We start from the raw sequence: 23,685 nt of genomic DNA on the forward strand, positions 1-23,685 counted from the left end.
CACCATATAACGCAATTGCTTATGCTGTGTTGGGGCTGTAATACGGGCGTTGCGCATGAAATGGTTCCGTAAACCCGAAGGCCCCGATCCCACCCTCGCCGTGACGCCGGGTGGTCCGTTCGCCGATATAGCAGCCCAGCCGCCGCCCATTGTGCCCGAGACGCGCGGGCGCAAATGGATGCGCCGCATTTCGCGCGGTTTCGCGATCTTCTGCGTGGCTTTCATCCTGCTCGTCGGCTGGCTCGCGCTCACCGCACCGCTCTCGAAATCGCTCGAACCGATCGCGCCGCCGCAGATCACCTTGCTCGCGTCCGACGGCACACCGATCGCGCGCATCGGGGCGATCGTCGACACGCCGGTGAAGGCAAAGGATCTGCCCAAACATGTAACCGGCGCCTTCCTCGCGATCGAGGACCGGCGCTTTTACACCCACTGGGGTGTCGACCCGCGCAGCATCGCGCGCGCCGTGTGGAGCAACGTCACCGGCGGGCGGACGCAGGGCGGCAGCACGATCACGCAGCAGCTCGCGAAATTCACCTTCCTGACGCCCAAACGCACGCTCGGGCGCAAGGCGCGCGAGGCGCTGATCGCCTTCTGGCTCGAAGCCTGGCTGAGCAAGGACGAGATCCTCGAACGCTATCTGTCGAACGCCTATTTCGGCGACAACACCTATGGGCTGCGCGCCGCCTCGCTCCATTATTTCTACCGCCAGCCCGAAAAATTGACCCCGGCGCAGGCGGCGATGCTCGCGGGGCTGGTGCAGGCGCCGTCGCGCCTCGCGCCGACCAAAAATCCCGACCTCGCCGAAAAGCGCATGAAGCTGGTACTGAACGCGATGGTCACGACGGGCTATCTCACCGAGCAGGAGCGGAAAGCGCTCCGCACCCCGCGCATCGATGTGCGCAGCCGCAACACGCTGCCGACGGGCACCTATTTCGCCGACTGGGCGCTGCCCGCGGCGCGCAAATTGAGCGACGTCGGCTATTCGCGCCAGACGATCGCGACGACGCTCGACGCGCGGTTGCAGGGCGTCGCGCGCCGCGTGACGGGACGCGCGGGGCTGGGCAAGGCGCAGGTCGCGCTCGTCGCGATGCGCCCGAATGGCGAGGTCGTCGCGATGATCGGCGGCAAGGATTATGCCGCATCGCCCTTCAACCGCGCGACGCAGGCGCGGCGCCAGCCGGGGTCGACCTTCAAGCTGTTCGTCTATCTCGCCGCGCTCCGCGCCGGCTGGGATCCCGACGACATGATCGACAACAGCGCGATCGAGACCGGCTCCTATCGCCCCAAAAATTCGGGCGGCGCCTATTCGAAGGAAATCAGCCTCGAAGACGCCTTCGCCTCGTCGAGCAATGTCGCCTCGGTGCGCCTGCTCCGCGAGGTTGGCGACGACAAGGTCATCGACATGGCGCGCGACCTCGGCGTCACCGCGCCGATGGCCAAGGGCGACCCCAGCCTCGCGCTCGGCACGTCGAGCATGACCTTGCTCGAACTCACCGCGGCTTATGCCGCGGTCGCGGCGAACAGCTATCCGGTCGAGCCGCATGCGTTCGAGGCCGACGAAAAGGGCTGGTTCGAGAATCTGATCTCGGGCCCGTCGAGTTTCGGGTCGCGCGAGCATGAGGACATCGAACAAATGCTGCGCGCCGCGGTCAATCGCGGCACCGGCCGCGCCGCGCGGCTGCCGCAGGCCAATTTCGGCAAGACCGGCACCAGCCAGGACAATCGCGATGCGCTGTTCGTCGGCTACGCCAACGGGCTCGTCGTTGGTGTGTGGATCGGCAACGACGACAATACGCCGCTGCAGGGCATTTCTGGCGGCGGGCTGCCGGCGCGTATCTGGCGCGATTTCATGACCGAGGCATCGGGCAAGAAGGCGGCGCCGCGACCGAAGAAGGTGGTCGATCCGACCGGCCCCGTCGAACCGCTCGATATTCCCGACATCGGCGACATCCCGATCGGCGACCGGACGCGCATCGGCATCGAGGGCAATGATGCGGTCATCACGACCGAAATCAACGGCAGCCGGATCGACCTGCGCCTGCCGATGTCGGAGGGGCGTCCGACGATTCAGGAAGGGCGCCCACCGCCCGAGGCCGCCACCGCGCCGCCACCCGGATAGGCAACGCCGCCCGCGGGGATCAGTCCGCCGGCAGGATATCGAACGCCGCGGTTGCCATCACCTGCCCGTTGACGATCAACTCGACCTCGTGCCGCCCCGGATAATGGCGGCGGGTGGTAAAGTCGCGGATTGTCTGGCTGATGCCCAGCGGCACGGACTCGCCCGCCGCAAGTTCGAAGCTTTTCAGCTTGAACACCTTGGCGGCGCTCTTGCCGCCCGCGCGCGCATAATGGACGCGATAATCGACCACGAGCCGCTGATTTTCGGATGAATCCGATGCAAGGCTGGCCGTTATGGCAATCCGGTCGCCAAGATGGACGGCCGGCGGGGCAATGCTGAAATCGCGCACGCGTACCGCGGCGCCATGGCCGACCCCAATCAGCGCGAGCGCGGCGGGATCGCCCTTCTTGATCAGCGTGCGGAGCGCGTGGCGGACGATCCAGACGGTGCGCGCGTCATCCTGCGGCCACTCGGCAAGGCGGTCCAGCAGCCAGTCGGGCCGATCCTTGGCGATATCGTTCAGATGGTTCGCGACCGATTTACGGACGTACAGGCTCGGATCGGCTTTCAACATTTCGAGGATCGGCGCCGCCAGCGTCGGGTCGGCCTTCAGCGCCGGGACGCGCGCAGCCCACGGCAGGCGCGGCCGCGCGCCTTCGCTCGCGAGCCGGCGGACATGCTCGTCCTCGCTGCTGGCCCATCGCATCATGACGGCCAGCGCACGCGGTGTATCCGCCGCCAGAAACGGGCGGATCGCAAACTCGGCCGTGCCGAAGCGCGTCAGGTCGGCGAGTGCGTCTATCGACCGGTCGAAATCATCGAGGCCATAGCGCGCGACATATTCGGTGACCGCCATCGCCTGAAACCCATGGGTGAGCCGCGGCGCCATCGCGCGGACGACATCGAGCGCCGCCACATAATCCCCGGGAAGCGCCTCATGGAGCGCGTCGGCGATATGGCGCACGCGCTCCATGATCGACAGCGCATCGAGCCCGTCCGACGCCGCGGACAAAAAGGCGGCGCGATCGAAATGTCGCGACGCCGTCACCCCCGCGTCGCCGATCGTCTGCAGTGCTTGCGGACCCAGAATATCTTTGAGCAGGGCAGGGGTTTCTTGGGTCATTGCGGCTTTCCGGGTTTCAGGCGCGCGCGTTGGCGCGCGGTTCGGCGTCGACATAGCAACGCCGGTACTCGGACCGGAATGATTTTCGTCTCCTAGGCTTCGCATACCTTCCACGCCCTCCTCCTTGCCCGTTTCTAATTTCATTCACACTCGTGAGAGTGAATGTTGACTCGCCGTCGAACCGCTGCCATGAATGCGCCATGCCGGCGATCGAGCGGCGACTTTTGGGAGAGGGCAAGATGAGGGTTCAGCTGTTTGCGTCCGTATGCGCGGGCGCGCTTTTCGCAATCCCGGCGGGCGCCGCCGCGCAGGATGCGGCCGAAACCGCGCCGCAGGCCGACGAGGCGCCTGAAGGCAACGACATCATCGTCACCGCAACGCGCCGCGCCGAACGCATTCAGGACGTGCCGATCAGCATCTCGGCCTTTTCGCAGGAAGAGCTGACCGAAAAGGGCATCGTCGGTTATGAAGGCATCGGGCGCGAGACGCCGGGCGTCGTGCTCAATAAGCCGACCGCGAACTTCAACAATTTCACTGCGCGCGGCATCGCGACCAATGGCTATAACGCCAATCTGCAAAGCTCGGTCGCCATCTATATTGACGAGCTTCCGGTCTCGACGATCGGCAACACGACCGTCGTCGACCCGAACCTGTTCGACGTCGAGCGCGTCGAATTCCTGCGCGGGCCGCAGGGGACGTTGTTCGGCTCGGGCTCGCTGTCGGGCGCGATGCGCATCCTGCAGAAAAGCCCCGACCTCAACGATTTCGACGTCTCGGCGCTCGTCGATCTCGGGCTGACCGGCTCGGACTCGATCCGCCAGCGCTATAATGCGATGGTCAATGTGCCGCTCGCCCAGGACAAGCTCGCGCTGCGCGTCGTCGGCTTCTACCGCGACGAGGAAGGCTATCTCGACAATGTCGGGACGGGGGTGAAGAATTCGAACACGCTGATCGATTATGGCGGCCGCGCGACCCTGCTGTGGCGCCCGACCGATCGCCTGTCGATCAAGCTGCTCGGCAGCTATGAATATAGCAATCCCAAGGACAGCTCGCTGACCAGCCCGTCGCTCGGCCGCAACAAACGCGTCTCGGACGAGCCCGACCGTTTTACCGGCAAGCAGCTGATCGCCAATGCGACGATCGACTATGAATTCGACTTCGCCAAGCTCACCAGCTCGTCGACCTATTCGGATTTCGAGCAGCGTTTCTATGTCGATCTCGCGGGCACGTTCCAGCCCGGTTCCTTCGCCGGTGCGCCGATCGCCTTCGGTCTCGACGCCGATGGCTATGACAAGGTGTTCGTGCAGGAAACGCGCCTCGCATCGACGCTCGACGGCCCGTTCCAGTTCGTGATCGGCGGCTTCTATCTCGATCGCCGCCGCGATGTCGATTATTTCTACCGCTCGAACCCCGCGTTTCTGGCCGAGCGCAACATGACGGGTCTGCCCGACAAATATTATCAGAAGCAATATACGCATTCGCTCAGCAAGGAACTCGCGGGCTTCGGCGAGTTGACCTATCGTTTCTCGGACAATTTCTGGCTGACGGGCGGCATGCGCTATGGCGAGACCTCGGCGCAAGGCTTTACCGAGGCGGGCGGCTATCTCGCGACGGCACCGGGCTTCTTCAATCTCAACTATCTTCAGGCGGCGCTTGCCGGTCTGAAGGGGCCCACGGGAGCGTATCTCCCGGTCAATTTCACGACGTTCACACCTTATGCCGCGGTCACCGGCTTGAAAGCGAAGGGATCGAAACCGTCGTGGAAGGCGAGCGCGACCTTCAAGCCGAGCGAGACGCTCACCACCTATGCGACCTTCTCGACCGGTTTCCGCGCGCCGATCGTCAACGCCTTTGCCGGCCGGGCGAGCGTCGTCGATGCCAACGACATCGTCATCCCCTTCGGCGCAACGTCGGACAGTCTCGAAAGCTATGAGGTCGGCGCGAAGGGGCGCTGGCTGGGTGGGCGCGTCAGCATCAACGCCGCTTTCTACCTGATCGACTGGAGCAACATCCAGGCGCAGGCGAACCGCGTGTCGGACTCGGTACAGTTCGCGACCAACATCGGCGCGGCGCGCAGCAAGGGCTTTGAGTTCGAGGTCAATGTGATCCCGGCGACCGGAGTGTCGATCGGCTTCAACGGCGCCTACAACGATTCCAAGATCACCAAGCTGTCGCCCGCGGAGGCGGCGATTTCGGGCGCGGTGCTCGGGCACCGCCTGTCGGCGCCGCGCATCCAAGGGTCGGCCTATATGTCGTACAGCTTCAAGCTCGCGAGCGACGTCGACGCGATGCTGGCGGTCAATGCGCAGCATATCGGCGCGTATAACAGCAGCTTCCCGAACACTCCGGGCGCGCCGAACGTGCCGCTCGCGACGTTCGGAAAGACCGACGCCTACAGCAACGTGAATCTCAGCTTCGGTTTGAAGAAGGGCGATATTTCGGCGCAGCTCTATGTCGAAAATCTCTTCGACGATCATTCGATCACCTACATCCACCCCGAAGCCTTCCTGAACAGCCGCTTCGGCACGATGCGCCCGCGTACCTTCGGCATTCGCCTCGGCTACGGGCTCTAAGCGATGGCGGGTGCAGAAGCCTCCCTCTCCCCGGCCGCGGCGTCCACGCGGCCGGGGGGCAATCCCACCTTCGTGCTCGGGATGCTCTGCTTCGTCTATGTGCTGAACTTCCTCGACCGGCAGCTGCTCTCGATCCTCGCGAAACCGATCCAGGACGCGCTGCAGATCAGCGACGGCCAGCTCGGGCTGATCAGCGGGCTTTATTTCGCGATGTTCTATTGCTTCATCGCGATCCCCGTCGGCTGGTTCGCCGACCGGACAAGCCGCGTCGGCGTGCTGTCGGCCGCCTGCGCGATCTGGAGCGGGGCGACCGTCGCCTGCGGCATGGCCGCCAATTATACGCAGCTGGTGGTGGCGCGCATGGTCGTCGGCTTCGGCGAGGCGGGCGGCGTGCCGCCCTCCTATGCGATCATCACCGATACCTATCCGCCCGGCAAGCGCGCCGCGGCGCTCGGCATCTTCAACCTCGGCCCGGCGATCGGTGCGGCGGCGGGGGTGGCGTTCGGCGCTGCGATCGCCGAACGTTTCGGCTGGCGCATTCCCTTCATCGCGGTGGGCGTGATCGGCATCGTGACGGCGCTGGCGGTCTGGCTGACGGTGCGCGAGCCCAAGCGCGGCGCGACCGACATGGCGGCTCCTTCCGCCAGCGCATCCGCCGACGACAAGGCGGCCTTCTGGCCGACGGTGCGCATGTTCCTCTCGCATCCGATCCTGATGCTCGCGGCGCTCGGCAGCGGTGCGACGCAGTTCGTGACCTATGGCCTCGGCAATTTTGCGGTTCTGTTTCTGATGCGCGAGAAGGGCATGGAGCTGGGCGACGTCGCGATCTGGTACGCGCTGGTGCTGCTGATCGGCATGGGCGGCGGGATGATCGTCTCGGGCCGCGTGATCGACCGAATGGTCCGCAAATCGCGCGCCGGCTATGCGATTGCGCCCGCGTTGTCACTGGTGGTGGCGATGCCCTTTTACGTCGCGTTCGTCTGGGCGCCGGGCTGGCCGCTCGCGCTCGCGCTGCTCACCGTCGTGATGATCTTCAACTATTTCTACCTCTCGGCCTCGGTCGCGCTGGTTCAGGAGGAAGTGAAGCCGAACCAGCGCGTGCTCGCCGGCGCCTTGTTGCTGCTCATCATGAACTTCATCGGGCTGGGGCTGGGGCCGACATGGGTGGGCTTCGCTAGCGACTGGTTCAAGGCGCAGGGCGACCTCCACGGGCTGCAAACGGCGCTGTACACGCTGACGCCCTTTTATCTGATCGCGATCGGACTCTTCCTCTGGCTCGCGCGGCGGCTGCGCCGAGAGGGCAGCCGGCAGGAGTTGGCAGCATGAAGAAATTGCACATTCTATTGTCGGCGGCGGGGCTTTTGACCGCGGCGCCCGCTGTCGCGGCGAGCCCGGTGGTCGAAGCGCCCGCAGGCACGCTCGAGGGCAAGACCGTCGGCAAGGTCCGCGAATTCAAGGGCGTGCCCTTTGCGCAGCCGCCGGTCGGGCCGCTGCGCTGGAAAGCCCCGCAGCCGCTGCCCGCATGGCAAGGCGTGCGCAAGGCGCAGAGCTTCGGCGCCGCGTGCATCCAGCCACGCCCGGCTGCGGTGCACATCTATGCCAATCCGCCGGCGAAGATTTCCGAGGATTGCCTGACGCTCAACATCTGGGCACCCGAAAAGGTGCAGGATGCGCCGGTGATCGTGTGGATTCACGGCGGCGCCCTCGCGACCGGCTACAGCCACGAGGGCATGTACGACGGCGCGAAGCTCGCGGCGCGTGGCGCCATCGTCGTGTCGATCAATTACCGCCTCGGCGTGCTCGGCTATATGGCGCATCCGGGCCTCAGCGCGGAATCGCCCGATGGCGTGTCGGGCAATTACGGGCTGCTCGACCAAATCGCGGCGCTCGAATGGGTGAAGGCGAATATCGGGGCTTTCGGTGGCGACGCGAACAATGTCACCATCGCGGGCGAGTCCGCGGGCGCGCTCAGCGTGATGTATCTGATGGCCTCGCCAAAGGCGCGCGGCCTGTTCCACAAGGCGATCGCGCAGAGCGCCTATATGATCTCGACCCCGTCGCTCAAGGAAGCGCGCCACGGCGAACCCGCCGCCGAAGCAACGGGCGAGAGGGTCGCCGCCGCGCTCGGCGCCGCCGACATCGCGGCGCTGCGCAAGGTCGATCCGGTCCAACTGACCGACGGCGCTGCCAAGGCGGGTTATTTCCCGTGGGGCACCGTCGACGGCAAGATCCTGCCGGGCCAGCTCGTCGACATCTTCGATCGCGGCGAGCAGGCGCCGGTGCCGATGATCGCGGGCTTCAACATCGGCGAGATCCGCTCGCTGCGCATTCTCGCGCCGCCGGTCCCCGCCGATGCCGCCGCCTATGAGGCCGCGATCCGCGAACGCTACGGCGACCTCGCCGACGCGTGGCTCAAACTCTATCCAGCAAAGGATCTCGCTGAAACGATCCTCGCGACGCCGCGCGATGCGCTTTACGGCTGGACGTCCGAACGGCTCGCGATCAAGCAGACCGCGCTCGGCCAGCCAGCCTATCTTTACCTCTTCGACCATGGCTATCCGGCGGCGAGCGAGGCCGGACTGCACGGCTTCCACGCCGCCGAAATCCCGTTCATATTCGGTACCGCCAGCGATACGCCGCCCTATTGGCCCAAAATCCCTGACACGGTGGCCGAGCGCCGCTTCGCCGCCGCGATGGGCGATTATTGGGTCTCGTTCGCGAGGACGGGCAAGCCCGAGGCGGCGGGGCAGGCGGCATGGCGCCCCTATGGCAAGGACGCCGCCTTCATGGCCTTCGCCGATGTCCCGCGTCCCGGTACGCGCCTGATGCCCGGCATGTACGCGCTGCACGAAGCCGCGGTCTGCCGCCGCCGCGCCGCGGGTAACCAGCCGTGGAACTGGAACAGCGGTATCGTCTCGCCCATCCTCGTGAAGGGCGCAAACTGTCCATGATCCACGGTATGATGCAGGATTATCCGCTTACCCTCGACAAATTCCTCGATCACGCGGCGCGCTGGCACGGCGACGCCGAAGTCGTGACCGCGCGCGAGGACGGGAGCATCGCGCGGATCGGCTACGCGATGCTTCGCGACCGCAGCCTTGCGATCTCGTCGCTGCTCGCAGGCTTCGGGGCGGGCGAGGGCGACCGTGTCGCGACGCTCGCCTGGAACAGCCAGGCGCATGTCGAGGCATGGTATGCGACGATGGGAATCGGCGCGGTCTGCCACACGCTCAATCCGCGCCTTACCGCGCCGCAACTCGCGGCGATGGCGGTACAATCGGGCGCGAAGCTGCTGATCGTCAGCGCCGACCTGCTGCCGCTCGCGCGGTCGATCGTAGAGCGCGCGCCGGCGATCGGGCAGGTACTGGTGATCGATGGGCCCGCGGGCGACTGGCCCGCCGCCGCGCCGCCGCTCCGCGAACTCGAAGCGCTGATCGCCGGCGCGCCGGGCGGGACCTCATGGGGCGGCTTCGACGAGCGTTCGCCCGCCGGGCTCTGCTTTACCTCCGGAACGACGGGCGCGCCGAAGGGGGTGACCTACACGCACCGCGCAAGCTTCCTCCACACGCTGCGTGCGTTGCAGGCCGACGTGATGGCCTTCACCCACCGCGACGCCGTGCTCGCCGTGGTGCCGATGTTCCACGCCAACGCCTGGGGCTTGCCCTTCGCGCTGCCCGCGGTCGGCGGCAAGCTCGTCCTTCCCGGGCGGCAGGCCGACGGCGCAAGCCTCGCGTGGTTGATCGCGGCCGAGGGCGTGACGGTCGGCGTCGGTGTTCCCACCGTATGGCTCGGCGTCGTCGAACATATCGAGGCGACGGGCGGCGAACTGCCGTCGCTCAAACGCATCATCGTCGGCGGCGCGCCAATGGCGCCCGCGCTGATGGAGCGGATCGAGCGCCGGCTCGGCGTCACCGTGCAGACGAGTTGGGGCATGACCGAACTGTCGCCGCTCGGCACGATCGCGCCGCCCGACGACCCTCTGCGCACCGCATCGGTGTCGGGGCGTCCGGCGATCGGCGTCGATCTGCTGCTCACCGACGCGGCGGGCGCGCCGCTCCCCGAACAACGCGGGGTCGAGGGGCATCTTCGCGTTCGCGGATCGGCGGTGGTCGAACGCTATCTGGGGCAAGCCGAGTCCGCGACCGACGACGATGGCTGGTTCGCGACCGGCGACCTCGCGCGGATCGACGCGCGCGGGAACCTGTCGATCACCGGCCGGGCGAAGGATTTGATCAAATCGGGCGGCGAGTGGATCAACCCCGCCGAGATCGAGGCCGTCGTCGGCGCGTTGCCGCAGGTGTCGCTCGCCGCAGTGATCGGCCGCGAGGATCCCAAATGGGGCGAGCGGCCGGTGCTGCTCGTCGAACTCGGTTCGGACGTGGAAATCAGTGACGCCGATCTGCTCGCACCGCTTGCGGGCCGCGTCGCCCCCTGGTGGATTCCCGACGCCGTCGTGCGCCTTTCCGCCATGCCGCTGGCGCCGACCGGAAAAATCGATAAGATTCGCTTGCGGAACGACCATGGCGCGGGTTGATCGGCACGGGGACGTTGCGGCAGGGGCGGCAACGGAACAGAAATTGGAAGTCGGACGAGTGACAGAACAGGCGAAAACGCGTCGGCGATCGACCAAGGCCGAACAGCGCGCCGAGACGATGGAACAGATCCTCGACGAAGCCGAGTATCTCTTTTCGAAGCACGGGCTGCACGGTGTCACGCTCAAGGATGTCGCGAAGCGCGTCGGCGTGCATCACACGCTGCTCAACTATTATTTCGAGGACAAGAGGAAGCTGTTCGACGCCGTCTTCGCGCGCCGCGCGGTGGTGACGAGCACCAGGCGAATGCAGGTGCTCGACGAATATGACCGCGCGACGGGTGGCAAGCCGACGGTCGAGGGCGCGCTCCATGCCTTCCTCGACACCGACCTCGATCTTTATATCCACGGCGGCGAGGGCTGGAAGAATTACGGCGCGCTCGGCGCGCAGGTCGCCAACACCCCCGAATGGGGCGCCGAGCTGATGGACAGCCATTTCGACCCTGTCGTGCTCCGCCTGATCGACCTTCTGAAGCGCGCGCTGCCCGATTGTGCCGAAGAAGACATTTTCTGGGGCTATCATTTCGTCACCGGCGCGCTGATGGTCACGCTCGCGCGCACCGGGCGCATCGACAAGCTGTCGGGCGGCGTCTGCAAGTCCGAGGATTTCGAAGCGATCAAGGCGCGCATGGCTTCGTTCATGGCGGCGGGCTTCCTGCAAATCTGCAAGAAAAAGGCTTAGGCGGAAGGACGGGCTCGCTCCTTTCGCCTTTCGCTTGCTCAATATATTAACTCACTAGAGAGTGAATGGAGATTGATATGGGACATGACAAATTGCCGCTGCACGGCCGGGTCGCGATCGTCACCGGTGCCGGGGGCGGATTGGGCCGCGCGCACGCGCTCTACCTCGCCAAACGGGGCGCGCGCGTCGTCGTGAATGACCTCGCTATCGCCGCTGCCGAGCAGGTTGTCTCCGAAATCGTCGCGAATGGCGGCGAGGCGCTGGCGGTTGCGGGTTCGGTGACCGACGAGGCCGCGGTGGGTGCGATGGTTCACGAGACGCAGGGCGCGTGGGGACGCATCGACATTCTCGTCAACAACGCAGGCATCCTGCGCGACAAGAGCTTCGCCAAGATGAGCATCGACGATTTCCGATTGGTCGTCGACGTGCACCTGATGGGCGCCGCTATCTGTTGCAAGGCGGTGTGGGACATGATGCGCGCGCAGCAATATGGGCGCATCGTGATGACGACCTCGTCGTCGGGCCTGTGGGGCAATTTCGGGCAGGCGAATTATGGCGCCGCCAAGATGGCGCTCGTCGGCCTGATGCAGACGCTGGCGATCGAGGGCGAGAAATATGACATCCGCGTCAACAGCCTCGCGCCCACGGCCGCGACGCAAATGACGCACGGCGTGCTTGCCGACGCCAGCCTCGAACTGCTCGATCCTGCGCTCGTCAGCCCCGGGCTGCTCGCGCTTGTCGGCGAGGACGCGCCGACCCGCGCTATCCTTTGCGCGGGGGCGGGGCATTTCGCCACGGCCGATGTGACCTTGTCGAATGGGCACTATGTCGGCGCGGCGGAAGATGCGGGCGAGCAGCTCGTGGCGCGCTGGCCCGATGTGTCCGCCCGTGCCGACGCGATCGTTCCGGCTTACGGTTTCAAGCAGGCCGAACGCGAACTGGCGAGCGCGGGATCGGGCTTGCCCGCGTTGGCAATCGCCCGGTAAAGGTTCGAGCGTCGCGGTTCAGCGACGCTCGACCAACCCGCCGCCCAGCGCGACATACAGCGTCACCAGATTGTCGACCTGCGCGCGCCTCAGCTCGATCAGCGCCTGTTCGGCGGCGAACAGATTGCGTTCGGCGTCGAGCACCTCGAGGTAGGTCGACACGCCTTCGCGATACCGCTTGCGCGCGAGGTCGGCGATCCGCCGCTGCGCGAGCGTGCCGCGTTCCTGCGCCTCGACCTGGTCGGCCAGATAACGTCGCCCGGCGAGCGCGTCGGCAACTTCGCGGAATGCGCCCTGTACGGTGCGTTCATAGGTCGCGACGGCGATATTTTCGCGCGCCTCGGCGACGGTCAAATTGCCTTTGTTGCGCCCGAAATCGAAGATCGGCAGGCTGATCGACGGGCCAAAGCTCCAGCCGAACCCATCGTTACTGAACAGGTTGTCGAGCGAACCCGAGGCGAAGCCAAGGTTGCCGGTCAGCGAGATCGACGGGAAGAAGGCGGCGCGCGCGGCGCCGACATTGGCGCGCGCGGCGCGCAGCCGCTCTTCGGCGGCGACGACATCGGGCCGCGCGACGAGCAGGTCCGACGGCAGCCCCGCGGTCAGTGTCGGCGACTGGCTCTGCGCGACGAGCGGCAGCGGCGCGGGCAGGGGGCCGGTCACTGGTCCGCCGGTCAGCACGGCGAGGAAATTGTCGGCCTGCGCCTTGCCGAGCTTCAGGCTCGCAAGCTGCGTCTCGGCCTGCGTCAGCAGCGTTTCGGACTGGCGATAGTCGAGCGCCGAGGTCACCCCCGCGTCGAGGCGGCGCTTTGCGATCCGCAACCCTTCCTTGCGGCTCGTCACCGTGGCTTCGGCGAGCTTGATCTGCTCCTCGGCACCGCGCGATGCGAAATAGGTCGAGGCAACGTCGCGCACCAGCGCGAGGCGGAAGGCGCGCTCGGCCGCCTCGGTCGCGAGATATTGGCTGCGCGCGGCTTCGGACAGATTCTTGACGCGCCCCCAGAAATCGAGCTCGAACGAGGTCACACCGACGCCGACCGAATAGCGATTGGTCGTGTCGGTCCCCGGCCCCGTCAGCGACGGGCCGCGCGTGCGTGCAGCGTCGGCGCTCGCACCGATGGTCGGCAGGCGGTCGGCGTCCTGGATGCGGTACAGTCCGCGCGCTTCCTCGATCTGCGCGACCGCGACGGCGAGGTCGCGGTTGCGCAGGGTCGCCTGCGCGATCAGCACTTCGAGTTGCGGATCGGCAAAGAAGTCCTGCCAGCTGACCTCGGTCGCCCGCTGCCCGAGCGTCACATCGCCCGCGAACTCGGCCGGATAGGCGGGTGCCGTGGGCAGCGCCGGGCGCTCGTGCTTGGGCGCCATATTGACGCATCCGGCGAGCGTCGTCGCTGCGAGCAGCGCGATCAGGTTACGCATGACCGGGTTCCTCATGATGTCCTTTTTCGGCGGGTGCGGGCGGCCGCTTGCGGCTGATCCACTTGCGCACCGAGAGATAGAAAAGCGGGATGAAGAAGATGCCGAGCAAGGTCGCCGCGATCATCCCGCCCATCACGCCCGACCCGACCGCGATGCGGCTGGCGGCACCGGCTCCGCTCGCGATGACGAGCGGCACCATGCCCAGGATGAAGGCGAGGCTAGTCATGATGATCGGCCGCAGGCGCAGCTTGACCGCTTCCATCACCGCGTCGAGCGTCGATTTGCCCTCGGCCTCCTGCTCGATCGCGAACTCGACGATCAGGATCGCATTCTTCGCCGCGAGCCCGATGATCGTGATCAGGCCGACGTTGAAGTAAATGTCGGCCGACAGCCCGCGCAGCATCGAGAAGAGCACCGCGCCGAGCACGCCGAGCGGCACGACCAGCAGCACCGCGACGGGCACCGACCAGCTTTCGTAAAGCGCCGCGAGCAGCAGGAAGACGACGACGAGCGACAGGCCGAGCAGCATGCCGATCTGGCCCGCCGACTGCTTCTCTTCATAGGAAATGCCGGTCCATTCGAAGGAGAAGCCGGCGGGCAGCGTCTGCGCCAGCCGCTCCATCTCGGCCATCGCCTCGCCGGTCGACTGGCCGGGCGCGGGCTCGCCCGAAATCGTCATTGCGGGATAGCCGTTATAACGCTGGAGCTGCGGGGCTTCGGCCGACCATTCGGCGGTGCTGAACGATCCGAAAGGCACCATGTCGCCGTTCGCGCTGCGCACGCGCAGATCGAGGACGTCCTGCGGGGTCATGCGGCTCGCGGCATCGGCCTGGAGCAGCACGCGCAGCACGCGGCCTTCGCGGGTGAAGTCGTTGGCGTAGGCGCTGCCGAAGCTGATCGCGAGCGTCGCGTTGACGTCGCCGATCGACAGGCCGAGCGCGCGTGCCTGAATGCGGTCGATGTCGACCTTCAGCACGGGCGCGTCCTCCTGACCCTCGGGGCGGACGTTGGCGAGCAGCTTGCTCTGCATCGCGCCGCCGAGCATCTGGTTGCGCGCGGCGATCAGCGCGTCACGCCCGTTGCCGCCGCGGTCCTGCAGCTTGAAGGTGAAGCCGCTCGACGTACCGAGTTCGGGGATCGACGGCGGGCTCAGCGAGAAGGCAAAGGCTTCCTTGATGTTCGCGTAGGTGCCCATCGCCTTGCCCGCGATCGCGTCGGCGCTGTCGCCGTCGCCCTTGCGTTCTTCCCAAGGCTTCAGCGGCGTGAACATGATCGCGTTCGCCTGTCCCTGCCCAAAGAAGCTGAAGCCGTTCACCGTCACGACATTGGCGACCTGCGGCTGCTCGGCGAAAAAAGCCTTCACCTGCTTCGTCGCCTCGTTGGTGCGCTGCGTCGTCGCGCCCGGGGGCGCCTGGATCACGGTCACCAGATAGCCCTGGTCTTCCTGCGGCAGGAACGATCCCGGCAGGCGCGTGAAGAGCAATGCGGTGATCGCCACCATCAGGGCGAACACGCCGAGCCAGCGCAGCGGCGTCGCCAGCATCTTGCCGACGCCGCCCTGATAGCGGTCGGTCGTGCGCCCGAACCATTCGTTAAAACGGCCAAAAAAGCGGTCGAAGAATGCGCCGATGCGGCCCTTGCGCTCGGTCTTGTCATGCGGCTTCAGCAGCGTCGCGCACAGCGCAGGCGTCAGCGTCAGCGCGAGGAGCGCCGAGAAGGCGATCGAGATCGCGAGCGTCATCGAGAATTGGCGATAAATGCCGCCGGTCGACCCGGGGAAGAACGCCATCGGGATGAATACCGCGATCAGCACGAGCGTGATGCCGACGATCGCCGAGGTGATCTGGCTCATCGCCTTCACCGTCGCGTCATAGGGTGACAGATGCTCCTCGTTCATGATGCGCTCGACATTCTCGATCACGACGATCGCGTCATCGACGAGGATGCCGATCGCGAGCACCATGCCGAACAGGGTCAGCACGTTGATCGAGAAACCGAACATCCAGAGGCCGAGGCATGCGCCCGCGAGCGCGATCGGAACGACGACGGTGGGGATGACGGTCGCGCGCCAGTTCTGGAGGAACAGGAACATGACGAGGAAGACGAGCAGCATCGCTTCGCCCAGCGTCTTCACCACCTCTTCGATCGACAGGCTGATGAAGGGTGTCGTGTCGTAGGGGATCGACCAGGTGATGTCAGGCGGGAAGCCCTTCGACAGCTCGGCCATCCGGTCGCGAATGCCCTGGGCGGTCGACAGTGCGTTGGCGCCGGGGGTCAGCTGGACCGCGAGGCCCGCCATCGGCTTGCCGTTGAGTTCGGACGAAAAGAGATAGCTCGCCGCGCCCAGTTCGACGCGGCCGACATCGCCGAGCGTGACCGCTGACCCGTCGGGGTTCGCGCGCAGGATGATGCTTTCGAACTGTTCGGGCTTGGTAAAGCGGCCCTGCGTCGTGATCACGGCGTTGAGCTGCGCGCCCTTGGCGATCGGCTGGTCGCCGAGCTGGCCGCCCGGGGTCTGGCTGTTCTGCTCCTGCACCGCGCCCAGCGCTTCGGCGGCGGAGAGATTATACGACGCGAGCTTTTGCGGGTCGAGCCAGATGCGCATCGCATATTCGGGCGCAAAAGCTTGGACGTTGCCGACGCCGTTCACACGCCGCAGCTCGTCGAGCACACGCGTGTTGGCGAAGTTGTTGACCTCCATCGGGTCGGTGTTGCCGCTCTTCGACGTGATCGCGACGATCAGCAGGAAGCCCGAATTGGCCTCGGTGACCGAAATGCCCTGACGGCGCACATCCTCGGGCAGGCGCTGCTCGACGCGGCGCAGGCGGTTCTGTACTTCCATCTGCGCATTGTCGATGTCGGTCCCCGCCTCGAAAGTCAGGTTAATCGACGCTGTGCCGTTCGATTCGCTGGTCGAGACCATGTAGAGGAAGCCCTCGACCCCGTTGAGTTCCTGCTCGATGACCTGCGTGACATTCTGTTCGAGCGTTTTGGCGTCGGCACCCGGATAGGTGACGCCGATGGTCAGCGATGGCGGCGCCACCGACGGATATTGCTCCACGGGAAGCCCGCGCAGCGCGATGATGCCCGACAACAGGATGCCGATGGCGATGACCCAGGAAAAGATGGGCCGGTCGATGAAGAAGCGGGGTGTCATGTCAGGTCAGCGCTTCGCCGCGGGGGTCGAGGCCGTTCCCTTCGGCTGCGCAACGCGCACCGGCTGCCCCGGCTGCACCTTTTGCAGTCCGTCGACGATCACCCGGTCGCCGGGTTTCAGCCCGTCGAGGATCGCCCACTGGCCCGCGACCATCGTGCCGAGCTTCACCGGGCGCGGGGTCGCGATATTCTTGGCATCGAGCACCATCACGCTGGCATTGTCGGCCGCCAGCTTGACCGCGCGCTGGGGGATCAGCACGCCGTCGGCGCGGTTGCCCGCAAAGATGCGCGCACGCACGAACTGGCCGGGCAGCAGCGCCGCATTCGGGTTCGGGAATTCGGCGCGCAGCGCGGCGGTGCCCGTCGCCTCGTCGATCGACAGGTCGAGGAAGTCGAGATGGCCGACGACCGGAAAGGCGGTGCCATCCTCGAGGATCAGCTGGACTTCGACGCGCTCGAGTTGCGGCGCGCTCACCTTGCCCGAGCCCATCTCGCGGCGCGTCGCGAGCAGGTCCGAACTCGACTGCCCGAAATTGACATAGACGCGGTCGATCTGTTCGATCGTCGTCAGCAGCGTGCCCGAGGCCGCGCTGACGAGCGCGCCCTCGGTGACTTCGGCGCGGCGCGCGCGTCCCGAAATCGGCGCCGCGACCGACGCATAGCCAAGGTTCAGGCGCGCCGATTCCAGATTGGCCTGCGCCTGCTGCACATCGGCCTCGGCGGTGCGCTGCGCGGCGACCGCGGCGTCATATTCCTGCTTGCCGATTGCCTGGTCGGCGAGCAGCGGCTGATAGCGGCCGACCACCTGCCGCGCGTTCGCCGCCGTGGCCTGCGCGCGGGCAAGCTGGGCGCGCGCCGCATTGGAGGTCGCGATCAATTCGCGCGGGTCGATCCGGAACAGCGGGGTCCCGGCACGGACATAGCTGCCTTCGTTGAACAGGCGACGCTCGACGATGCCATTGACGCGCGCGCGCACTTCGGAGGTGCGATACGCCTGGACGCGACCGGGCAACTCGATGACGTTCGGCACCGCTTGGGTGCTGACCGTCACGATATTGACTTCGGGCGGCGGCGGTGCCGGCGGCGCTTCGGACGAGCAGGAGGCCAGCAAAAGCGCCAGCGCAGCGCCGGCGGCGCTTGCAAGAGGACGTACGCGACTCATATGGACCCCTGAAAAAATCGCAGTTGTGCGGGATTTGTTTATACGCGAAAGCTTGCGTTGAAGCGCCATGTAATTTAAATTACAAAAAAACGCAAGGGAGGGGGATAAAAAATGAGCATGTCGGAATCGGCCTTATGTCAAATGGATAGGCTATCACCACGCGAACGGCGGCAGGGCGCGATCCTCGATGCCGCCGAGGCGTTGTTCCTCGAACAGGGGTATGAGCGCACGAGCCTCGCCGAAATCGTCAAGCGCTCGGGCGGCTCGCTCGCGACGCTCTATGAATTGTTCGGCAACAAGCAGGGGCTGCTTCGCGCGATCGCGACGCGCTGGTGCGACGAGGCGATGCTGCGGTCGCTCGATGACGACGCGACCCGGGGACTGTCGACCGTCGAAATTCTGAAGAGCTACGCACACCGCCAAAGCGAGCTGATGGAATCGCCGCATGCCGTGGCCTTGATGCGCATGCTGATATCCGAGAGTTTGCGCGACCATGAATTCGCGATGCAGATTTACCGCGACCTGCACGTGCCCGCGCTCGAGGAACTGATCGAGCTGTTCGCGGAATGGGCGGCGACCGGCAAGGCCGACATCGACCGTCCGGAGGCGGCCGCGCGGCTGTTTTTCGATATCGTCGTCGGCGATTCGATGCTCAGCACGCTGATGGGGATCGAGGACGAATGGCTCGACCCGGAAGAAATCGACTGGCGGCTCCAGCCTTTCCTGACCCATTTCAACATCCGTTAGCGCGGCCCGCACCATGTTGACATGACTGTCAATAACTGAAAGCGTGCCGGCTCCTGTTTCGGGAGCATCGCGCATTGGCCAGTACTGCCCTGCCTTCGGCCGCCCGCGCCGACGAAGCCCCGGCGTTGCGCCCGCGGACGGTTGCCGCCTACGCCGCGACGGCAGGGCCGACGGTTATGCTGGGCTTGCCATTCAGCGTCTACCTGCCGCCATATATTGCCGAGGGCGGCGTGATTTCGGTGGCGCTCGTCGGGCTGCTCTTCTCGCTGACCACGATCTGGGACGGCGCCGTCGATCCGCTCATCGGTACGATGATCGATCGCGTGCGCACCGGGCTCGGCGCGCACCGGCGCTGGATGCTGCTCGCGATCGTGCCGCTGGCGCTGCTGCTGCTCGCATTGGTGACTGTCGGCGACCGGCTGCCCTTCGCGGCGCTCTTCCTGATGATGGTGCTCTTTTATTCGAGCTACAGCATCTACGAGGTTGCGCAATTGTCGTGGGGGTCGGCACTGGTGCGCACGCCCGCCGACAGCGCGCTTCTTTATGGGATGCGCGACTGGTTCGCGAAGGTCGCGCTGATCCTCGCCTTTGCGGCCCCCGCGGCGGCACAGCTCCTGATCCCGGGGCTCAGCCTGCAGGGGCGGATCATGGCCTATGCCAGCCTTTTCCTGCTCCTGGCGCCGATCGCGCTCTTTGCGATCCGCCGCGTGCCGCTGCGTGCGGTCGTGGCCGAACCCGGGATCGGCTGGCGGCACGAGATCCGCGCGTCCTTCTCCTTCCCGCCGCTGATGCTGCTGCTCGGCGTGCAGTTCCTCAACAGTTTCGCCTTCGGGTCGCTGACCTCGCTGTTCGTCTTCTTCGCCGCCGCGGTGCTCGATCTCGACGCGCAGAGCGCGGTGCTGCTCTTTGCCAGCTTCATCGGCGGGGCCTTCGCGTCGCCCGTGTGGACCTTTCTGGCGCGCCGCTTCGGCAAGCCGCCGATGATGATCGCGATGGGGCTCCTGATCTCCAGCCTGCTCGTTGCGACCTTGTTCCAGCAACCGCAGGGCCTCGCGCAGGCCGTCGGTTTCTCGCTGATGCTCGGGACGGGGTTCGTCGGATTGCTCTTCACTTACTCGATGCTCGCCGACCTGATCCCGCGGGATGCCGCCCGCTGCGGCCGCAACCGGTCGGCCTTTCTCTTCGCGCTGTTGAACCTGATGCAGAAATTCGGCGTCGCCGCCGCGATCGCGGTCAGCTACCTTCTGCTCGACCTGGTCGGCTTCGATCCGCAGAACGGCGAGGCCGCCGCTCGCGAACTGCACTTGCTGTTCGCACTCCAGCCGACACTCAGCTGGATTGTCATGGCGGGGCTGCTGCTCTGGATGCAGCGCGCGCTGTCCCGCCCTGGGGTCAGGACCCGCTAATTGCGCGGTCGAGGCGTCGAAATGGCGAAGATATCGTCTTCGCGTGGCCGCCGCGGATGGTGGTTCCATCTGCAAGGCCGCGCGGAGGCGATATCGAAGCCATTTCGGCGTCCCTTCGGGATTTGACCGATTTTGTCCATGACCGCGTCAGCGCGCCTTGGAATATATTCATATGCCTGCGCCTCGCTTCCTTGCCCTGAACAAAATCGCCGCAAACCTCGACCGCGCAATTAGCGGGTCCTGACCCCGCACTTGCAATCGCCGCAGCGCGCAAGTAAAGGCCGCTTTCATTCGGACAGATGCGCCGTTTTCCTTCCGCCTTTCGCCGACACGCTCGGGGAGGGTGGGCGGACTATTGCCCCAAGCGCGCTTGACGCGTGGGGGGCGGCAACCCATCTGGCCCGGATCATTGACGTAAAAAGACAGGACGATCGACATGGCGAAGACCAGCCCGGCTGAGTTCATCAATCAGGTACGCGCCGAAGCCCGCAAGATCGTGTGGCCCACCAGCCGCGAAACGGTACAGACGACGATCATGGTGCTGATCATGACGACGATCCTTTCGCTGTTCTTTTTCGGCGTCGACACGGTTTTCAACGCGATCGTCAGCTGGCTGACGTCGCTCGCGCGCTAACGCCCGCGGTTACAGGGACAGGATACGGATACACATGGCGCGCTGGTACATCATTCACGCCTATTCGGGTTTCGAGAACAAGGTTCGCGATTCGGTGCTTTCCGAAGCCGAACGCATGGGCCTGACCGATTTCGTCGAAGCGGTCGAAGTGCCGGTCGAAACCGTCACCGAGGTGAAGCGCGGCAAGAAGGTTCAGGCCGAGCGTAAATTCTTCCCGGGCTACGTCCTCGCCAAGCTGACGATGACCGACGATGTCTATCACCTCGTCAAGAACACGCCGAAGGTCACGGGCTTCCTCGGTTCGATGGGCAAGCCGCAGGCGATCAGCGAAGCCGAAGCCGCGCGCATCCTGAACAGCAAGGAAGAAGCCGCGGCCCGTCCGAAGCAGGAAATCCGCGTCGATTACGAAATCGGCGATCAGGTCAAGGTGCTCGACGGTCCCTTCGCCAGCTTCAACGGGCTGGTCGAGGAACTCGATTTCGAAAAGGCACGCGTCAAGGTGTCGGTGTCGATCTTCGGTCGCGCCACCCCGGTCGAACTCGACTTCGAACAGGTCGAACGCTTCAAATAATATCGCGGCGCCCCTTTCGGGGCGCGCGCGGAATCCAGCGAACGGAACAAGCGCATGAGCCTCACTCCCGAAGAGATGCAGGCTCGTGCTGACCACGCGCGCGAAATCTACGCCAGCGTCGATCGCGAGCGGCTCGTCCGGCATATCGTCCACCTCTTCGATCTCGAAGCCGCGGACGAGCCCGACGAATTCACTTACCCCGCCTTCACCAAGCCGCGCCGCCAGCGCATCTTCGGCGGGCAGGTGATCGCTCAGGCGATGGTCGCCGCGGCGCGCACCGTCGATCCCGGCAAGTCCGTCCATTCGCTCCATGCCTATTTCCTGCGCGGCGGCGACGAGGCGAAGCCGCTGCATTTCCGCGTCCACCGCGACTTCGACGGGCGCAGCTTTGCCAACCGCCGCGTCGTCGTGCGCCAGGATGGCAAGGTCATCTTCAACCTCACCGCCTCGTTCCAGGCGCCCGAGAAAGGCCTGTCGCACCAGATTCCGATGACGGGCATATTGCCGCCCGAGGAATGCTGGGACTTCGCCGATTTCATCGCGGTCGATCCCAAGATCAGCGATCGGCGCATCGAGCATATGGCGCGTATGCACCCGTTCGAGGTCCGCGCCTTCCGCCCGCCGCCGTCCGAAAAGGCGACGATGCAATATGAATGGTTCCGCATTTCTTCGCCCGTCGGCGACGATCCACTGATCCACCGCGCGTTGCTCGCCTATGCCTCCGACATAGGGCTGCTCTCGACGACCTTGATGCCGCACGGGATGACGTGGGACACGCCGGGCCTGTTCTCGACCAGCCTCGACCACGCGATGTGGTTCCATGATGAGATCCGCGTCGATGAATGGTTCGTCTATGTCATGGACAGCGACTGGAGCGGCGGCGGGCGCGGGATCAACCGCGGGCGCATCTATCGCCGCGACGGCACGCTGATCGCCTCGGCGGTGCAGGAAGGGCTGATCCGCTACGATCCGGCGGCCGAATAAGCGCTGTCCTATTTTGCGCCGCTGTGCTTCGATGATGGTGATACCGGTCGGCGGAAAAAGCGATTTGCGCGTGAAGTTAGGCAGTTTTCCGCCGAACTCTCGAATCGACTGGCTGCCGCCCTTGCATTTTTGCCCACGCCGGAGTAGGGGCGCCGCTTCGCGTCAGATAAGGGCGTGATTCCGCGCGGGAGGAAGGGGTGATGCCCTTCTGCTTGACCGCTAATTTTGAGGCTCGCCGGAAACGGCGGGCCGACAGAAAGACAGGAGGCCATCATGGCTAAGAAGATTAGCGGCTACATCAAGCTGCAGGTGCCCGCCGGCACCGCCAACCCGTCGCCGCCGCTCGGGCCGGCATTGGGTCAGCGCGGCGTGAACATCATGGAATTCTGCAAGGCGTTCAACGCCGCGACCGATTCCATGGAAAAGGGCACCCCGACCCCGACCATCATCACCGTGTTCGCTGACAAGAGCTTCACCTTCGTCACCAAGACGCCCCCGGCAACCTATCTGATCAAGAAGGCCGCGAACCTGAAGGCTGGTTCGAAGGAGCCCGGCAAGATCAGCGGTGGCAAGATCGCGCGCTCGAAGCTCGCCGAAATCGCCGAGATCAAGATGAAGGATCTCAACGCGAACGACATCGAACAGGCAACGAAGATCATCGAGGGCAGCGCGCGCTCGATGGGCCTCGAAGTGACGGAGGGCTGAACCGATGGCAAAGCTGACCAAGAAGCAGAAGGCCCTCGAGGGCAAGGTTGACAGCCTCAAGCTGCACACCGTCGACGAAGCGCTGAAGACCGTTCGCGAGCTGGCCTCGGCCAAGTTCGACGAAACGCTCGAAATCGCGATGAACCTCGGCGTCGATCCGCGCCACGCCGACCAGATGGTCCGCGGCGTCGTGACGCTGCCCGCCGGTACCGGCAAGGACGTCAAGGTTGCCGTGTTCGCGCGCGGCGACAATGCCGACAAGGCGCTGGCCGCCGGTGCCGACAAGGTCGGTGCCGAAGACCTGATGGAAGACATGCTCGCGGGTAACCTCGACTATGGCCGCGTCATCGCGACGCCGGACATGATGGGCATCGTCGGCCGCCTCGGCAAGACGCTGGGTCCGAAGGGCCTGATGCCGAACCCGAAGCTGGGCACCGTGACCCCGAACGTTGCCGAAGCCGTGAAGGCCGCCAAGGGCGGACAGATCGAATTCCGCGTCGAAAAGGTCGGCATCATCCACGCCGGCCTCGGCAAGCTGTCGTTCGGCGAGGAAAAGCTTCGCCAGAACTTCGACGCTTTCGTCGACGCGATCGTCAAGGCCAAGCCGGCCGGCGCGAAGGGCAAGTACGTTCGCAAGATCGCCCTGTCGTCGTCGATGGGCCCCGGCGTGAAGGTCGATACGGCCGACGTCACCGGCGCCTGACAGGCACGCACTGAATCAGGGAAGGGCCGGGGGAACTCCGGCCCTTTTCTTATGGGCGGGTTTGGGGCGGTGAACCGCCATGGCGTTCTGTCGTCGTCCCGGGTTGGGTCCGCGATCGGGT

The 23,685-nt window shown here is 65.5% G+C and carries 18 protein-coding genes; 14 read left to right on the forward strand and 4 right to left on the reverse strand.

Annotated elements, in window-relative coordinates:
- Window positions 1-55 precede the first annotated feature (55 nt).
- Window positions 56-2,122, forward strand: a complete 2,067-nt coding sequence (locus ATE70_RS20750; RefSeq protein WP_082639459.1) for a transglycosylase domain-containing protein — start codon at window positions 56-58, stop codon at window positions 2,120-2,122.
- A 19-nt stretch (window positions 2,123-2,141) separates the two neighbouring features.
- On the opposite strand, the gene ATE70_RS20755 is transcribed toward ATE70_RS20750, so the two are convergent.
- Window positions 2,142-3,245 (reverse strand): DNA alkylation repair protein, encoded by a 1,104-nt coding sequence (locus ATE70_RS20755; protein WP_058539498.1) that lies wholly within the window; start codon window positions 3,243-3,245, stop codon window positions 2,142-2,144.
- A gap of 239 nt (window positions 3,246-3,484) precedes the next feature.
- Between ATE70_RS20755 and ATE70_RS20760 the strand changes: the two genes are divergently transcribed.
- From ATE70_RS20760 to ATE70_RS20785, 6 genes are all read left to right on the forward strand, one after another.
- A complete protein-coding gene (locus ATE70_RS20760) occupies window positions 3,485-5,818 on the forward strand; it encodes a TonB-dependent receptor (protein WP_058539468.1) in 2,334 nt (777 codons plus the stop codon).
- A gap of 3 nt (window positions 5,819-5,821) precedes the next feature.
- Window positions 5,822-7,144 (forward strand): spinster family MFS transporter, encoded by a 1,323-nt coding sequence (locus ATE70_RS20765; RefSeq protein WP_058539469.1) that lies wholly within the window; start codon window positions 5,822-5,824, stop codon window positions 7,142-7,144.
- Window positions 7,141-8,769, forward strand: coding sequence for a carboxylesterase/lipase family protein (locus ATE70_RS20770; RefSeq protein WP_058539470.1), 1,629 nt, complete (start codon window positions 7,141-7,143; stop codon window positions 8,767-8,769). Before ATE70_RS20765 ends, ATE70_RS20770 begins: the two co-directional genes overlap by 4 nt.
- Window positions 8,766-10,352, forward strand: a complete 1,587-nt coding sequence (locus tag ATE70_RS20775; protein ID WP_058539471.1) for an AMP-binding protein — start codon at window positions 8,766-8,768, stop codon at window positions 10,350-10,352. The genes ATE70_RS20770 and ATE70_RS20775 overlap by 4 nt, the downstream gene beginning before the upstream one ends.
- A 118-nt stretch (window positions 10,353-10,470) precedes the next feature.
- Entirely contained in the window at window positions 10,471-11,091 is a 621-nt protein-coding gene (locus tag ATE70_RS20780; RefSeq protein WP_156419741.1) for a TetR/AcrR family transcriptional regulator, read from the forward strand.
- 77 nt (window positions 11,092-11,168) lie between these two features.
- A complete protein-coding gene (locus ATE70_RS20785; RefSeq protein WP_197411529.1) occupies window positions 11,169-12,077 on the forward strand; it encodes an SDR family NAD(P)-dependent oxidoreductase in 909 nt (302 codons plus the stop codon).
- 18 nt (window positions 12,078-12,095) lie between these two features.
- Here ATE70_RS20785 and ATE70_RS20790 read toward each other — a convergent pair whose 3' ends face one another.
- From ATE70_RS20790 to ATE70_RS20800, 3 genes are read right to left on the reverse strand one after another with little or no spacing between them, the layout of a single operon-like run.
- Entirely contained in the window at window positions 12,096-13,496 is a 1,401-nt protein-coding gene (locus ATE70_RS20790; protein WP_082639456.1) for an efflux transporter outer membrane subunit, read from the reverse strand.
- Window positions 13,489-16,653 carry an efflux RND transporter permease subunit gene (locus ATE70_RS20795; RefSeq protein ID WP_058539473.1) on the reverse strand — a complete coding sequence of 1,055 codons (3,165 nt, stop codon included), beginning with the start codon at window positions 16,651-16,653 and terminating at the stop codon, window positions 13,489-13,491. Before ATE70_RS20795 ends, ATE70_RS20790 begins: the two co-directional genes overlap by 8 nt.
- Before the next feature lie 6 nt (window positions 16,654-16,659).
- Window positions 16,660-17,814, reverse strand: coding sequence for an efflux RND transporter periplasmic adaptor subunit (locus ATE70_RS20800; protein ID WP_058539474.1), 1,155 nt, complete (start codon window positions 17,812-17,814; stop codon window positions 16,660-16,662).
- 141 nt (window positions 17,815-17,955) lie between these two features.
- On the opposite strand from ATE70_RS20800, the gene ATE70_RS20805 reads away from it, so the two are divergent.
- From ATE70_RS20805 to rplA, 7 genes are all read left to right on the forward strand, one after another.
- The gene (locus ATE70_RS20805; RefSeq protein WP_058539475.1) at window positions 17,956-18,561 is read left to right on the forward strand and encodes a TetR/AcrR family transcriptional regulator; all 606 of its coding nucleotides are present in this window, start codon (window positions 17,956-17,958) and stop codon (window positions 18,559-18,561) included.
- Window positions 18,562-18,635: 74 nt separating this feature from the next.
- Window positions 18,636-19,967, forward strand: a complete 1,332-nt coding sequence (locus ATE70_RS20810) for an MFS transporter (RefSeq protein ID WP_156419735.1) — start codon at window positions 18,636-18,638, stop codon at window positions 19,965-19,967.
- A gap of 436 nt (window positions 19,968-20,403) precedes the next feature.
- Complete coding sequence (gene secE / locus ATE70_RS20815; protein ID WP_037516049.1) at window positions 20,404-20,601, forward strand: preprotein translocase subunit SecE; 198 nt, start codon at window positions 20,404-20,406, stop codon at window positions 20,599-20,601.
- Between the two features lie 34 nt (window positions 20,602-20,635).
- On the forward strand, window positions 20,636-21,172 hold the full coding sequence (nusG, locus tag ATE70_RS20820; protein WP_037516051.1) for a transcription termination/antitermination protein NusG: 537 nt from the start codon (window positions 20,636-20,638) through the stop codon (window positions 21,170-21,172).
- 54 nt (window positions 21,173-21,226) lie between these two features.
- Entirely contained in the window at window positions 21,227-22,156 is a 930-nt protein-coding gene (locus ATE70_RS20825) for an acyl-CoA thioesterase (RefSeq protein WP_082639448.1), read from the forward strand.
- A 273-nt stretch (window positions 22,157-22,429) separates the two neighbouring features.
- A complete protein-coding gene (rplK, locus tag ATE70_RS20830; RefSeq protein WP_058539477.1) occupies window positions 22,430-22,861 on the forward strand; it encodes a 50S ribosomal protein L11 in 432 nt (143 codons plus the stop codon).
- Window positions 22,862-22,865: 4 nt separating this feature from the next.
- A complete protein-coding gene (gene rplA, locus ATE70_RS20835) occupies window positions 22,866-23,564 on the forward strand; it encodes a 50S ribosomal protein L1 (RefSeq protein ID WP_037516057.1) in 699 nt (232 codons plus the stop codon).
- Window positions 23,565-23,685 lie beyond the last annotated feature (121 nt).

The sequence above is a fragment of the Sphingopyxis sp. H053 genome (genome assembly GCF_001468225.1).
Taxonomy (GTDB): domain Bacteria; phylum Pseudomonadota; class Alphaproteobacteria; order Sphingomonadales; family Sphingomonadaceae; genus Sphingopyxis.